Annotated in this window: 9 protein-coding genes, 1 pseudogene and 2 riboswitches; of the genes and pseudogenes, 4 read left to right on the top strand and 6 right to left on the bottom strand. The window is 70.1% G+C overall.

Annotated elements, in window-relative coordinates; all coding sequences use genetic code 11:
* Positions 1-22: 22 nt before the first annotated feature.
* The 5 genes and pseudogenes from ACQP06_RS07720 to ACQP06_RS07740 all read right to left on the bottom strand — a co-directional run.
* Positions 23-3,379, bottom strand: a pseudogene (locus ACQP06_RS07720) (NAD-glutamate dehydrogenase); the annotation flags it as partial.
* A gap of 70 nt (positions 3,380-3,449) precedes the next feature.
* Complete coding sequence (locus ACQP06_RS07725; protein WP_379279602.1) at positions 3,450-4,247, bottom strand: IclR family transcriptional regulator; 798 nt, start codon at positions 4,245-4,247, stop codon at positions 3,450-3,452.
* Positions 4,248-4,269: 22 nt separating this feature from the next.
* Entirely contained in the window at positions 4,270-4,842 is a 573-nt protein-coding gene (locus ACQP06_RS07730) for a histidine phosphatase family protein (RefSeq protein ID WP_433671540.1), read from the bottom strand.
* Complete coding sequence (locus ACQP06_RS07735) at positions 4,839-5,645, bottom strand: CbtA family protein (protein ID WP_433671542.1); 807 nt, start codon at positions 5,643-5,645, stop codon at positions 4,839-4,841. The genes ACQP06_RS07730 and ACQP06_RS07735 overlap by 4 nt, the downstream gene beginning before the upstream one ends.
* A 22-nt stretch (positions 5,646-5,667) precedes the next feature.
* Positions 5,668-5,883: a CbtB domain-containing protein gene (locus ACQP06_RS07740; protein ID WP_433671544.1), complete on the bottom strand. Its 216-nt coding sequence runs from the start codon at positions 5,881-5,883 to the stop codon at positions 5,668-5,670.
* 40 nt (positions 5,884-5,923) lie between these two features.
* Positions 5,924-6,050: riboswitch (cobalamin riboswitch) on the bottom strand.
* A 170-nt stretch (positions 6,051-6,220) separates the two neighbouring features.
* Positions 6,221-6,430, top strand: a riboswitch (cobalamin riboswitch).
* A 135-nt stretch (positions 6,431-6,565) separates the two neighbouring features.
* On the opposite strand from ACQP06_RS07740, the gene metE reads away from it, so the two are divergent.
* Positions 6,566-8,830: a 5-methyltetrahydropteroyltriglutamate--homocysteine S-methyltransferase gene (gene metE, locus ACQP06_RS07745; protein WP_433671545.1), complete on the top strand. Its 2,265-nt coding sequence runs from the start codon at positions 6,566-6,568 to the stop codon at positions 8,828-8,830.
* Between the two features lie 60 nt (positions 8,831-8,890).
* Here the strand turns inward: metE and ACQP06_RS07750 are convergent, their stop codons facing one another.
* Positions 8,891-10,309, bottom strand: a complete 1,419-nt coding sequence (locus tag ACQP06_RS07750; RefSeq protein WP_433671547.1) for a short-chain fatty acyl-CoA regulator family protein — start codon at positions 10,307-10,309, stop codon at positions 8,891-8,893.
* A gap of 118 nt (positions 10,310-10,427) precedes the next feature.
* Between ACQP06_RS07750 and prpD the strand changes: the two genes are divergently transcribed.
* The 3 genes from prpD to ACQP06_RS07765 are packed head-to-tail and all read left to right on the top strand — an operon-like array spanning position 10,428 to position 13,971.
* Complete coding sequence (gene prpD, locus ACQP06_RS07755; protein ID WP_433671549.1) at positions 10,428-11,933, top strand: 2-methylcitrate dehydratase PrpD; 1,506 nt, start codon at positions 10,428-10,430, stop codon at positions 11,931-11,933.
* Positions 11,930-12,844: a methylisocitrate lyase gene (gene prpB / locus ACQP06_RS07760; RefSeq protein WP_433671551.1), complete on the top strand. Its 915-nt coding sequence runs from the start codon at positions 11,930-11,932 to the stop codon at positions 12,842-12,844. Before prpD ends, prpB begins: the two co-directional genes overlap by 4 nt.
* Positions 12,844-13,971: a bifunctional 2-methylcitrate synthase/citrate synthase gene (locus ACQP06_RS07765; protein WP_433671553.1), complete on the top strand. Its 1,128-nt coding sequence runs from the start codon at positions 12,844-12,846 to the stop codon at positions 13,969-13,971. The genes prpB and ACQP06_RS07765 overlap by 1 nt, the downstream gene beginning before the upstream one ends.
* Positions 13,972-13,981: the final 10 nt, after the last annotated feature.

Below are 13,981 nucleotides of genomic sequence, written 5' to 3' on the forward strand. Positions count from 1 at the left end.
CTACTCCGAAGTCCGCGCGGGATCAGGCCGTGTGGACCAGGCCGCGGATCTGACGCACCGCCACCGACATGGCGGCGACATCGGCCGCGGGACTCCGGAAGATCTCGGTGAGGGTGGATCGGGTGCGTGCGATCCGGTTGGCGTTGCGGGCCGCCCACCGCGCGATGGTGTCGGCCGCGGGTTCGGTGGGATCGGTCCGGTCGGACAAGAGCGCCAGGCACAAACCGCGCAAGGACCCGTACAGGTCGTCGCGCAGGGCCAGGCGGGCCATCGAATTCCAGCGGTCCCCGGTGGACAGCCGCGACACCGATTGCAGCAGGCGCACCGTGCCCAGGTCCTGGCTCAGTGCGTAGTACAGCCCGGCCACGTCGGCCGGGTCGTGACCACCGGCGTCGGCGACCTCGATGATGTCGAGCAGACCGAACTGATCGAGCAGCAGGTGCACCCGGGTGGCCAATTCGCGGGGCACCCCGGCATCGACCGACCCGGCGATCCGGTCGTGCAGGTCGGCCAGTTCGCGGTCGCGCAGCCAGTCCGGGACCAGGCGCGCGTGTGCCGCCAGTCGCGGTGCGAATCTGGCTGTCTCGGAAGCGATGTCGAGCGGTTGCGGGCGGTGGGCCAGCAGCCACCGCACTGCTCTGTCGAGTACTCGCTGAGTGGTTCGGACGAGACCGTTGGTCACTGCCGCCTGGAGACCGGCGTCGGCGATATCGGCCCAGAGGCGGTGCAGCCCGAACACCCGGGTGGCGATCAGGTAGGCGCGCACCACATCCGTGCCCACGGCCGCCGAGTCCTCGCCCAACCGGAACACGAAACTGATTCCGCCGTGGTCGACGACGTCGTTGGCGAGCTGGGTCGCCACGATCTCACGGTGCAGCGGATGCTCGGACACGCTGTCCCCGAAGCGTTCTCGCAAGGTTTCGGGGAAGTAGTCGAGCAGGTGATCGTGCAGGGCGGGGTCGTCGGGCAGGTCGCCCGCGAGCAGTTCCTCCTTGATCGCGAGTTTCGCGTGCGCCAACAGGGTCGCCAATTCCGGGGAGGTCAGGCCGTGCCCGCTGTCGGCGCGCCGGGCGAGTTCGGTCTCGTCGGGCAGCGCCTCCAGGGAGCGGACCAGTCCGCGCCGGGCCTCCAGTCGCGCGATCATGCGGGCGTGCACCGCGATCCGGGCGGCCGCGTCGGCGCGGCTCACGCCCAGGACGTGGTTCTGGGAACGGTTGTCCCGCAGCACCATCCGGCCGACCTCGCCGGTCATGTCCGCCAGTAGCCGGTCGCGTCCGCCGCGGTCGAGGCGCCCGGCCGACATCATGCCGTCGAGCAGGATCTTGATATTGACCTCGTGGTCGGAGCAGTCGACGCCGGCCGAGTTGTCCAGGGCATCGGTATTGATTCTGCCTCCGCCACGGGCGAATTCGACGCGGGCCAGGGCGGTGAATCCGAGGTTGCCGCCCTCGCCGACCACGGTGGCCCGCATGTCGGCGGCGTTCACCCGCACGCCGTCATTGGCCTTGTCGCCGACGTCGGCCTGGGACTCGGCGGTCGCCTTGACATAGGTGCCCACGCCGCCGTTCCACAGCAGGTCGACCGGTGCGCGCAGGATCGCCCGGATCACCTCGTCCGGTGCGGCCGCGTTGACCGAATCCGGAAGTCCCAGTGCCGCACGGACTTCCGGGCCGAGTGGCACGGACTTCGCGGTGCGTGGCCAGACCCCGCCGCCGGTGCTGATGAGGTCGCGGTCGTAGTCCGCCCAGGACGAGCGGGGCAGCTGGAACAGGCGCTTGCGTTCGGCGTGGGAGACTCCGGCCTCCGGTCGCGGGTCGAGGAAGATGTGCCGGTGGTCGAACGCGGCGACCAGCCGGATGTGCTCGCTGAGCAGCATCCCGTTGCCGAAGACGTCGCCGCTCATGTCGCCGATGCCGGCCACCGTGAAATCGGCGGTCCCGGTGTCGCGGCCCATTTCGTGGAAGTGGCGCTCGACGCTCTCCCACGCGCCGCGGGCGGTGATGCCCATCGCCTTGTGGTCGTAGCCGACCGACCCGCCCGAGGCGAACGCGTCGCCGAGCCAGAAGCCGTAGCCGGCCGCGACCTCGTTGGCGATATCGGAGAAGGTCGCGGTGCCCTTGTCCGCGGCCACCACCAGGTAGGTGTCGTCGCTGTCGTGGCGGACGACGTCGCGGGCCGGGAGCACCGAACCCGTCGCCGCGTCGATATTGTCGGTGACGTCGAGCAGTCCGGCGATGAACTGCCGGTAGCAGGAGATACCCTCGGCCAGCTGTGCGGCGCGGTCGGCCGCGTCGTCACCGGTGGGGCGCGGGGGCTGTTTGACGACGAATCCGCCCTTGGCGCCGACCGGCACGATGACGGCGTTCTTCACCGCCTGGGCCTTGACCAGCCCGAGCACCTCGGTGCGCAGGTCCTCCTTGCGGTCCGACCAGCGCAGGCCGCCGCGCGCCACCGCGCCGAACCGCAGGTGCACGCCTTCGACCCGGGGTGAGTAGACGAAGATCTCGAATCGTGGCCTGGGCTGCGGGAGTTCGCCGATGTGCTGCGGGTCCAGTTTGAACGACAGCACCTCGGCACGGCCGTCACGCACGAAGTAGTTGGTGCGCAGGGTGTTTCGGACGAGGGTGGTGAGGGCGCGCAGACTACGGTCGGCTTCGAGCCCGACGACGCGGCCGATGACCTCGTTCAGGCGATCGATCAGTTCGGCTTCGGCGGCTGCGCTGCGCGTGTCCGGCGCGAACCGAGCGTGGAACAGCTCGACCAGCAGTCGCGCGGAATCGGGGTGTGCGGCGAGGACTTCCGCGATCCGTTCCGGGCTGTAGGGGAATCCGCTCTGGCGCAGGTATTTCGCGTAGGCGCGCAGGATGGACACCGGACGCCAGGCCAGGCCCGCGCTCAGGACCAGGCGGTTGAAGGCGTCGCTCTCGGCGTCGCCGCGCCAGGTGGCGGCGAAGGCCGCGGTGAAGCGGGCGTTCGGTTCCGCGCCCGCCGGCGGCTCGCCGTCGAAGGCCAGCCCGAAGTCGTAGATCCAGCACTGGTTCCCGGTGGAATCGTCGAGCGGGTAGGTCCGTTCGTCGAGGACTTCCACGCCGAGGGATTGGATGACCGGCAGGATGCGGCTGAGCGAGACGGCCGCCCCCGCGATGTAGAGGGTGAGCCGCAATCGTCCGCGTGCTCGTCCGGTGGGCGCGTGCAGGGCGACGTCGAACGACTCCGGTCGCAGCGCTTCGATGCGGGCGATGTCGGCGGCGGCGCGGTCGGGGCCGAAGTCGTGTTTGTACCACTCGGGCAGGGAGTGGGAGTAGGCCGTGGCCGGTGCTTCGGCTGCCATTCGGGCGTGGAGGGCGTCGTCCCAGTCCTGCGTCATCGTCGGAAATCTCCCCGGTGCGGCGGTTGTCTATACAACAACATACAACCCCTGTGAGTGGTCTCACAAGGGTGCCGCCGAGTCAGGGCGTGACGGGCACCTGACCGGCGATGCGCGAGGTCAGGCGCTCGGCGCCCCACCGCACCGCCTGCCCCACCACCTCCGGCTCGGGGTTGGACAGCGTCCGCCAGGTGGTGCTCAGGGCCGCCACCGGACGGCTGTTGTGATCGAAGACCGCCGCGCCCACCGATCGCAGGCCCGCCGTCACCAGCTCCACCTCCTCGGCCCAGCCGCGGGCACGCACCTCGTCCAGATCGCGCCGCAGCTCGGTCAGCGACCGCGGTCCGCGTCCGGTGCGGGTGAGGAAGTCGGAACGCTTGGCGTACAACGCCTTCACCTGCGCGTCCGGCAGCGAGGCGAGGATCGCGCGCCCGTTCGCGGTCAGGTGCGACGGCAGCCGGACCCCGATATCGGTGATCAGCGAGACCTCCGCCGCGGGACCCGAGCCGGGACGTTCCTTCAGGAGGTAGACCGTCTCGTTGCCGTGCAGAATTCCCAGATGCACCGCCTGCCCGAGCTGCCGGGCCAGCTGGTGCAGGATCGGCTGCGCCAGCCGTTCCAGCGGCTCGTGCCGCAGATAGGCCGAGCCGATCTCGAAGGACGTCACACCCAGCCCGTAGGCCTGGTCACCCGGTACATAGACCACGAATCCGCGGTCCACCAGCACCGACAGGATGTGGTACACCGACGAGCGCGGCAGCCCGAGATCGCGGGCCAGCACCGCCGCCCGGACCGGTCCCGGGCCGTGCGCCAGCCGGACGAGGATGTCGAGCGCCCGGCCGACGGCCGGAGAGGTGGTCGAACCCGAGGATTGCGCCATTCCCCGGATTCTGCCAGCGAAGTCAGTCCGCGAGCTCGTGCGCGGTCGCGCGCAGCGTCCACGCCGGGCCGCGGTGGTGCAGGGTGGTGGCGCTCAACGGTGGAATGTCGATGCGCCAGAACGACTCCGGGGGAGCGTCGAGGGTGCGCAGGACCGCGGCCCGCACGATCGCGGGATGCGTCACCGCGACGATCCGGTCGCCGCGCCCGGCCAGGCCGTGCAGCCAGACGCCGACGCGATCGATCAACCCGGTGATCGATTCGCCGCCGTGCTCGTGGAAGCCCGGGTCGGTGAGCCAGCCCATCAGCTGCTCGGGCGCGAGATCGTCCATCGCCCGACCGGCCCAGTCGCCGTGGTCCAGGTCGCGCAGCTCGGGCTCCGGGGTCCCGGTGAATCCCAGTGCCCGGCAGGTCTGTTCGGCCCGCAGCTCGGGCGCGAACAGCACCGTCGCGGGCTCCGGGCCGGGCAGCCCGCCCGCCTGCTCGACCGACCGCGACCCGAGCGGGTCGAGCGGTTCGTCGACCGGGAAGCGGGCGGACCGCACGGCCTCGGTGATCGCGTGCGTCACCAGGGTGAGACGGGTGACCGCGCTCATGCCGCCACGGCGGGCGCGGCCGGGGAGCGGTCGCCGAGCAGGCGTGGCGCCAGCCAGGCGAATCCGACCCCGATGACCGCCCACACCAGCAGCTGGGCGGCGAACGCGTACAGCCGGAAGTGGTACAGGTCGTCGGCGGGGAAGCCCGGGAACACGATCGTGCCCGACGCGTCCCGCAGCGGTTCCGGCGCTTCGTGGAACGACGGCAGCAGCGCCAGCAGCGCGCCCATCACGACGACGAAGCCGGCCGCGGCGGCGGCCCCCGCGGTCCAGGTGTCCAGGCGCGCGGTCAGCCTGCGGCCGAACCAGATCGCCGCGACCAACGCGATGGCGCTGATCGCGATCAGGCCCAGGTACAGGGCCGTGCGCTCCTCGATCGTGTCCGGGTTCCCGACGGACGGCGGGTTGGCCGGGTACTTCAGGAACGGCACCGCGTACAGCGCCAGGAACATGCCGCCCGACACCAGCAGCGCCAGATTGCGCGGCGAGATCTTGCCCGCCTTGCGCAGCGCCAGGAAGTACACGACCGCGAACAGCGCGCCCAACGCGGCGCCGAACACGATCATCCCGAAGCCCAGTCCGACATTCTGCTGCTGCGCGCGGGTGAACAGCTCGGCCCCGTGGTCCATGTCCATGGGCTTCCCGGCGGCCTTGTCCAGCGCCATCTGCGCGTGGTCGCGGCCCTCTTCGAAGTCGATGGCGCGATCGATGATCGGCTCGGACAGGATCCGGGCGAACACGAACGCCAGCGATCCGCCGAGGGCGCCCAGCAGGACCCCTCGGCCGATGATTCGCTTTTCCATTGTGGTTACTCGATTCCCGGTGCTAGTGGCAGGGGAACCCGAGGAAATGCCGGCCGTCGTGCACGAACTCGTGCACGTGCATGTCGCTGCCGAACACCGACACCGCACCCTGATCGATACCGATGAAGTAGATCGCCAGCAGCGCCATCAGGGTGGTGCCGACCAGCCACAGCGCGGTGGTGGGGATGGAGAGCGCGCCGCTGCCGACACCGGAGCGAGGAGCGAAAGAGGTAGCCACGAAGGACTCCTTTGAGTCAGGGGGATTCCGCGTCCCCGTTGCCGATCGAACCGACGATGTGAGGGTCTGACTCGCATCCGTCTCGCGGGGAGATTGGGCTGCTCACAGTGGCGCGACCGTTCCGGCATTGCACCGGATTCCTCATGACATCGTCGATCAACCATACGAAAGCGCATCGCCGCTGGTCAATCCGCCTGCCCGGGTCGACCACCTGATGGGACGCCGCCGCGCGTGCGGGGATCGCGCTGGCGCTGGGCTATATTCGCCAACGCAACTGGTTCGCCGGAGGTGGAGTCGAGGAGCCCCTGACCCATTCGACGGCGTCGAAGCCCGCTGCCCGCGCTCGCGCTGGCCGGGTGAGAGGGAACCCGGTGGGAATCCGGGACTGTCCCGCAGCGGTGAATGGGAACGAACGCCGTCAGAAGCACTGGGCGCATGCCTGGGAAGCGACGGCCGGTAGGTCCGGCCTCGGTCTCGTGCCGGGGCCGACCCGATTGTCGGGTCGATGCCCATGAGTCCGAAGACCTGCCCGTCGTGCCGGATACGCCGTATCCGGCGGTCGTCGCCTCGTGGATTGGGCGTTACGCCGATCGGATCCGGGCACGGAAACATGCCGCATGGGCTCCGTCAGCGTACGCTCGTTTGGGCGGCGGTCATCGACTGCTGACCATGGAGTTCATCAATGCTGAACCCTGACAACACCTTCACCGCCACGGTGCTGGGCCTGCCGCGCATCGGCCCGAACCGGGAACTGAAACGCGCGATCGAGGCGTACTGGGCGGGGCGCATCGACGCCGCCGCGCTGCACGGTCTCGCGGGCGGACTGCGCGCCGCGCAACTCCTCGCGGTGCACGCCGCCGGACTCGATTCGGTTCCGGTCGGCACCTTCTCCTACTACGACCAGATGCTCGACACCGCGGTGCTACTGGGTGCGCTGCCCGAACGGGTGCACGGCGTCGCCGACGAGCTGGACCGCTACTTCGCGGCCGCGCGCGGCACCGCCGACATCGCGCCGCTCGAGATGACCAAGTGGTTCGACACCAACTACCACTATCTGGTGCCGGAGCTCTCGGCCTCGACGAGGTTCACCCTGCACCCGGACAAACCGCTCGCGGAACTGGAAGAGTCACTGGCGCTGGGCATTCCGGCCCGGCCGGTCATCATCGGACCGGTCACCTTCCTGAAATTGGCCAAGTCGGTGGACGGCAGCGAGCTGCTCGATCGGCTGCCCGATCTGCTGCCGCTGTACGAGCGGCTGCTGGGCCTGCTGGCGGCCGCGGGGGCGCGCTGGGTGCAGCTCGACGAGCCGGTGCTGGTCACCGATCTGACGGATACCGAACTGGCGCTGGCACGTTCGGCCTATCAGCGGCTGGCCGCGGTCTCCGCGCGGCCCGACCTGCTGGTGGCCTCGTACTTCGGACGATTGGGTGCGGCGCTGCCCGCGCTGGCGGACACCGGGATCGAGGGCCTCGCCATCGACCTGGTGTCGGGCGGTGACGCGGATATCGCCGCGGCGCAGCGTCTTTCCGGGACCCTGCTGGTCGCGGGCGTCGTCGACGGCTACAACGTGTGGCGCACCGATCCCGATCGGGCGCTGACCGGGCTGGCCGCGCTCGCCGCAGCCGGTGCGCCGGTGGCGGTGTCGAGTTCCTGCTCGCTGCTGCACGTTCCGTACAGCCTCGCCGCCGAGCCTGACCTGGAGCCGCGCCTGCGGTCCTGGCTGGCATTCGGCACCGAGAAGATCGCCGAGATTCGGCTGCTGGCCACCGTCCTGCATGAGGGGCAGGACGCGGCCGCCGAGCAGCTGGAGATCGCGCGAACGGCCGTGCTGGACCGGCGATCCGACGCGCGACTGCACGACACGGCGGTCCGCGACCGGCTGGCCGCACTGGACACGACGGCCGCGCACCGGGCGCCCGCGGCGGAGCGCCGGCGGTCACAGCGGGAGCGGCTGGACCTGCCGCCGCTGCCGACCACGACCATCGGTTCCTACCCGCAGACCGGCCGCATCCGGGTGGCGCGCGCCGCCCTGCGCCGCGGCGAGATCGACCGGGCCGAGTACGACACCCGCATGCGCGCCGAGATCGCCGAGGTCATCGCGCTGCAGGAGGAGATCGGCCTGGACGTGCTGGTGCACGGCGAGCCCGAGCGCAATGACATGGTGCAGTACTTCGCCGAGCAACTGGACGGCTTCGCGGCCACCGCGCACGGGTGGGTGCAGTCCTACGGAACCCGGTGCGTGCGCCCGCCGATCCTGTTCGGCGACGTGACCCGACCGGCGGCCATGACCGTCGACTGGATCTCCTACGCGCAGTCGCTGACCGGCAAACCGGTCAAGGGCATGCTCACCGGGCCGGTCACCATCCTGGCCTGGTCCTACGTCCGCGACGACCAGCCGCTCGCCGACACCGCGCGCCAGCTCGCCCTGGCGATCCGGGACGAGACCGTGGACCTGGAGGCCGCCGGGACCGCCATCATCCAGGTGGACGAACCGGCCTTGCGGGAGCTGCTGCCCCTGCGCCGCGCCGACCAGCCCGAATACCTGGAATGGGCGGTGGTGGCGTTCCGGCTGGCGACCTCCGGGGTCGCCGACAGCACCCAGATCCACACCCACCTCTGCTATTCGGAGTTCGGTGAGATCATCGGCGCGATAGCGGGATTGGACGCCGACGTCACCTCGATCGAGGCGGCGCGCTCGCACATGGAGGTGCTCGACGACCTCAACGCGGCGGGCTTCGACCTGGGCGTGGGACCGGGCGTATACGACATCCACTCGCCGCGGGTGCCCGGCGTCCGGGAGATCGAGGCGGCGCTGACGCGGGCACTGAAAGCGGTTCCGGCCGACCGGCTCTGGGTCAACCCGGACTGCGGGCTCAAGACGCGCGGCACCGCCGAGGTGACGGAGTCGCTGCGCAATCTCGTGGCCGCGGCGCGCGCACTGCGGTAGCCGAAGGCCGGGGCTTGCCGCATGCGCTGCGAACGAACGCGGTGCGCCCCGGCCGTCCGGTCAGGTGATCGGCGCGTACGGGATGGTCCGGGAACTGTTGTCGTCCACCCGGATCGGCCGGCCCAACTGCGGGAACGCGCGCTGCGCGCAGTCGGTCCGCTCGCAGACCTTGCAGCCCGCGCCGATCGGCACCGCCGTGCGTGGGTCGTCGACGGGCAGGCCGTGCGAGTACACCAGCTTGTCCGCGTAGGTCAGGTCGCAGCCCAGCCCGATGGCGAAATCCCGGGTGGGGGACAGGTATCCGGGCGTCTTCTCGTCGGTGGTGCGCGCCAGCCACAGATAGTTGCGGCCGTCGGGCATGCGGGCGATCTGGGTGCGGATGCTGCCCGGCGTGGAGAACGCGTCGTGCACCACCCACAGCGGGCAGCTGCCGCCCACCCGGGAGAAGTGGAAGGCGGTGGCGGACTGGCGTTTCGAGATGTTCCCGGCGCGATCGGTGCGGACGAAGAAGAACGGCACCCCGCGCTTGCCGGGCCGCTGCAGGGTCGACAGGCGGTGGCAGACGGTCTCGAAGCCGACCTCGAAGGTGGCGGCGAGCAGTTCGATGTCGTAGCGCAGGGATTCGGCCGCGTCCCAGAAGCGGGTGTAGGGCAGGATCAGGGCTCCGGCGAAGTAGTTGGCGAGCCCGGTGCGCAGCAGGCCGCGCGAGTTCTCGGGCATGGTGTCGGTCGCGTCGATCAGGTCGGCGATCACCTCGGCCTGGGTGAGAAAGGCCAGCTGCGTGGCCAATTGGAAGGCGCGCTGACCGGCGGTGAGCCGCCGCGCCAGGGTCAGTACGCGGCTGTCGGGGTCGAAGACCCGTTTGGGGCCCGGATCGCTGGGATCGTCGGTGCGGATGAGGACCGCGATGCCGTGCTGCTCGCGCAGCAGCCGGGTCAGCTGGAGGTCGAGTCCGCCCAGGCTCAGGCCATTGCGGTCGAACAGCTGCTCGGCCGCGGTGTCGAGCTCGGGGATGTGGTTGCGCCGATCGTAGAAGTAGTCGCGGACGTCCTCGTAGGGCATGGCCGCGGCGGATTCGCCCGCGTCGCCGTCGATTCCGGCGGAGACGCGTTCCATCTGCTCGGTGGCGCCGCGCAGGCGGCGGTGCAGGCCGACCAGAACCCGCGCGGCCGCCGGCACCCGGGCCACCAGGTCGTCGATCTCGGCGGTGGTGATGTCGGCGCCCTCGGGATCCTCGGCGAACACGTCCTGCAGGTCGGCGATCAGCCGGGCGTCGGTGTCGGCGGCGAAGAAGCCCATGTCCAGGTCGAAGCGGGCGTTCAGGCGCAGCAGCACCGGGACCGTCAGCGGGCGCTGGTCGTGCTCGAGCTGATTGATGTAGCTCACCGAGAGCTCGAGCGTCTTGGCCAGCGCGGACTGCGACAGGCCCCGGCGCTCCCGCAAGGCGCGCAGGCGCGCGCCCGCGTACATCTTCTGCATGCGCTCAATCTAGCAATCCGAGCTTTCACAACTTTCACCGATTCAGGGTTCCTGTTCCGCAAAAATAGGCTTTTGCAAGGGATTTCCCGGCCCGGAGCCGCTGTGTACCGTGCGAAATATGAAGAACCATCCCGTCCGCACCCACCGCTCCGCGGAGCATTTCCCCCGCGCGGGACACCTCGCCTGGCGGATCGCCGAGGTCGCCGCCGATCCGGTGGAGGTCACCCCCGACGTCGAACGGATGATCGTCAATCGGCTCATCGACAACGCGGCGGTCGCGGCGGCATCCCTCACCCGGCGACCCGTCGCCAATGCCCGCGCCCAGGCCCTGGCCCATCCGTACGCACCGGGCGCGACCGTCTTCGGCGCGCCCGGTTCCTACTCGCCGGAATGGGCGGCCTGGGCCAATGGAGTCGCGGTGCGCGAGCTGGACTTCCACGACACCTTCCTGGCCGCGGAGTACTCGCACCCGGGCGACAACATCCCGCCGATCCTCGCCGTCGCCCAGCACACCGGCCGCGGCGGCCGCGACCTGATCCGCGGTCTGGCAACGGGTTACGAGATCCAGGTGGACCTGGTCCGCGCGATCTGCCTGCACGAGCACAAGATCGACCACGTCGCACACCTGGGCCCGTCGGCCGCCGCCGGGATCGGCACGCTGCTCGGCCTCGATGCCGAGATCATCTACCAGGCCGTCGGTCAGGCCCTGCACACCACGACCGCCACCCGGCAGTCCCGCAAGGGCGAGATCTCCAGCTGGAAGGCCTACGCCCCCGCCTTCGCCGGGAAGATGGCCGTGGAAGCGGTGGATCGCGCGATGCGCGGCGAGGGCGCGCCGGCGCCGATCTGGGAGGGCGAGGACGGCGTGATCGCCTGGCTGCTGGGCGGTCCGGACGCGGAGTACTCGGTGCCGCTGCCCGGACCCGGCGAACCCAAGCGCGGCATCCTCGACACCTACACCAAGGAGCACTCGGCCGAGTACCAGAGCCAGGCCCCCATCGACCTGGCCTGCCGGATGCGCGAGCGGATCGGCGACCTGGACCGGATCGCCACGATCGTGCTGCACACCAGCCACCACACCCACTACGTGATCGGCACCGGGTCGGGCGATCCGCAGAAGTTCGATCCCGGGGCTTCTCGCGAAACCCTCGACCACTCGATCATGTACATCTTCGCGGTTGCCCTCCAGGACGGCGCCTGGCATCACGAGCGCTCGTACGCGCCCGAGCGCGCGCAACGCCCGGACACCATCGCGCTGTGGAACAAGATCTCCACCGCCGAGGATCCGGAGTGGACGCGGCGCTACCACTCCACCGACCCGAGCGAGAAGGCATTCGGGGCGCGTGCCGAGATCACCTTGAAGAGCGGCGAAGTCATCGTGGACGAACTGGCGGTCGCCGACGCGCATCCCCTGGGCGCGCGGCCCTTCGACCGCGACCAGTACATCGCGAAATTCCGCACCCTCGCCGAGGGCGTCGTGGAACCCGCCGAGCAGGACCGCTTCCTCGAGGTGGTCCAGCGTGCGGGCGAGCTGTCCGCCGGTGAGCTGCCGGAACTCACCTTCACCGTCTCGCCGGACGTGCTGGCCCGCGCGCCCCGCTCGCCGCGGGGTCTGTTCCGATGACCGGCCTGATCGCCGCGGCCGCCTCAGCCGCCGACAAGCGCGCCGCGTTCCGGGCGGGCCTGACATCGGGCACGATCCAGCGGTTCCCCGGGGCGTTCAATCCCTTGGTGGCCAAGCTGATCCAGGAGATCGGCTTCGAAGGGGTCTACGTCTCGGGCGCGGTGCTGTCCGCCGACCTGGGCCTGCCCGATATCGGGCTGACCACCCTGACCGAGGTGTCCGGGCGCGGGCAGCAGATCGCGCGGGTCACCGACCTGCCCGTCCTCATCGACGCCGACACCGGATTCGGTGAGCCGATGAGCGCCGCCCGCACCGTCACCGTCATGGAGGACGCCGGAATCGCCGGGCTGCACCTCGAGGACCAGGTCAATCCGAAGCGCTGCGGCCACCTCGACGGCAAGGCGGTGGTCCCGGTCGAGGAGATGGTGCGCCGCCTGCGCGCGGCCGTATCCGCCCGGCGGGACCCGAATTTTGTGATCTGCGCGCGCACCGACGCGGCCGGGATCGAGGGCCTCGACGCCGCCGTCGACCGGGCCCGGGCCTACGCCGAGGCCGGCGCGGATCTGATCTTCACCGAGGCGCTGCACACCCCGGCCGACTTCGAGAAGTTCCGGGCCGCCGTCTCGATTCCCTTGCTGGCCAATATGACCGAGTTCGGCAAGTCCGAACTGATCGCGGCGTCCACGCTGGAATCGATCGGCTACAACGCCGTCATCTACCCGGTGACCACGCTGCGGCTGGCCATGTTCGCCGCCGAGACCGGGCTGCGGGAGATCGCCGCCACTGGCACCCAGTCCGGGCTGCTGGATCGCATGCAGCACCGCGGCCGCCTCTACGAGCTCCTCGACTACGAGCGCTACAACGAATTCGATTCCGACATTTTCAATTTCACCCTGGGAAGGAACCAGTGATGACGGAGACCGCGATACGCGCCGTCCACAAGGGGCTCACCGGAGTCGTCGTCGACACCACCGCGATCTCCAAGGTGGTGCCGGAAACCAACTCGCTGACCTACCGCGGCTACGCGGTCCAGGACCTGGCGGCCCACTGCGGTTTCGAACAGGTCGCCTACCTGCTGTGGTACGGCGAACTGCCCACCGACGCCGAGCTGGAGCGGTTCCTGCAACAGGAGCGCGCGGCCCGCCGGGCGGACCGGTCGCTGCTGGCGCTGGTGCACAAACTGCCCGAGAACTGCCACCCGATGGACGTGGTGCGCACCGCGATCAGCTATCTCGGCGCGGAGGATCCGGCCGAGGACGACAACTCGCCGAAGGCCAACCGCGCCAAGGCATTACGCATGATGGCGGTGCTGCCCACCATCATCGCCGCCGACCACCGCCGCCGGCACGGCCTGGATCCCATCGCGCCGCACTCGCACCTGGGCTTCGCCGAGAACTTCCTGACCATGTGCTTCGGCGCGGCGCCCGCGCCGAAACTGGTGCGGGCCTTCGAGATATCGCTGATCCTCTACGCCGAGCACAGCTTCAACGCCTCCACCTTCGCCGCCCGCGTGGTCACCTCCACCCGCTCCGACATCTACAGCGCGGTCACCGCCGCCATCGGCGCGCTCAAGGGCCCGCTGCACGGCGGCGCGAACGAGGCCGTGATGCACGACATGCTCGAGATCGGCGATCCCGCCCGAGCCGAGACCTGGCTCCGGAACAAGCTGGCGGGCAAGGAGAAGGTCATGGGCTTCGGCCACCGCGTCTACAAGAACGGTGACTCCCGGGTGCCGACCATGCGGGCCGCGCTGCTCGACATCGCCGCCGCCACCGGCGGGGACACCTGGATCCGCATGTACGACGCCCTCGAACACGCCATGGCCGAGGCCACCGGCATCCGGCCCAACCTCGATTTCCCCACCGGCCCCGCCTACTACCTGCTGGGCTTCGACATCGAGGCGTTCACCCCGATCTTCGTGATGAGCCGCGTCACCGGCTGGGCCGCCCACATCATCGAGCAGAGCGAATCCAACGCCCTGATCCGGCCGCTGAGCGAATACGTCGGCGTCCCGCCACGACCGGTCGTGGCGGGCTGAACCGTCCGCT

Source organism: Nocardia sp. CA-136227, from assembly GCF_050955695.1.
GTDB lineage: Bacteria > Actinomycetota > Actinomycetes > Mycobacteriales > Mycobacteriaceae > Nocardia.

Bases quoted from the DNA above. Each gene is read 5' to 3' on its own strand.
- prpB (WP_433671551.1), top strand. From the start codon at position 11,930: ATGACCGGCCTGATCGCCGCGGCCGCCTCAGCCGCCGACAAGCGCGCC.
- metE (WP_433671545.1), top strand. From the start codon at position 6,566: ATGCTGAACCCTGACAACACCTTCACCGCCACGGTGCTGGGCCTGCCG.
- ACQP06_RS07725 (WP_379279602.1), bottom strand. From the start codon at position 4,247: ATGGCGCAATCCTCGGGTTCGACCACCTCTCCGGCCGTCGGCCGGGCG.
- ACQP06_RS07735 (WP_433671542.1), bottom strand. From the start codon at position 5,645: ATGGAAAAGCGAATCATCGGCCGAGGGGTCCTGCTGGGCGCCCTCGGC.
- ACQP06_RS07750 (WP_433671547.1), bottom strand. From the start codon at position 10,309: ATGCAGAAGATGTACGCGGGCGCGCGCCTGCGCGCCTTGCGGGAGCGC.
- ACQP06_RS07730 (WP_433671540.1), bottom strand. From the start codon at position 4,842: ATGAGCGCGGTCACCCGTCTCACCCTGGTGACGCACGCGATCACCGAG.
- ACQP06_RS07765 (WP_433671553.1), top strand. From the start codon at position 12,844: ATGACGGAGACCGCGATACGCGCCGTCCACAAGGGGCTCACCGGAGTC.
- prpD (WP_433671549.1), top strand. From the start codon at position 10,428: ATGAAGAACCATCCCGTCCGCACCCACCGCTCCGCGGAGCATTTCCCC.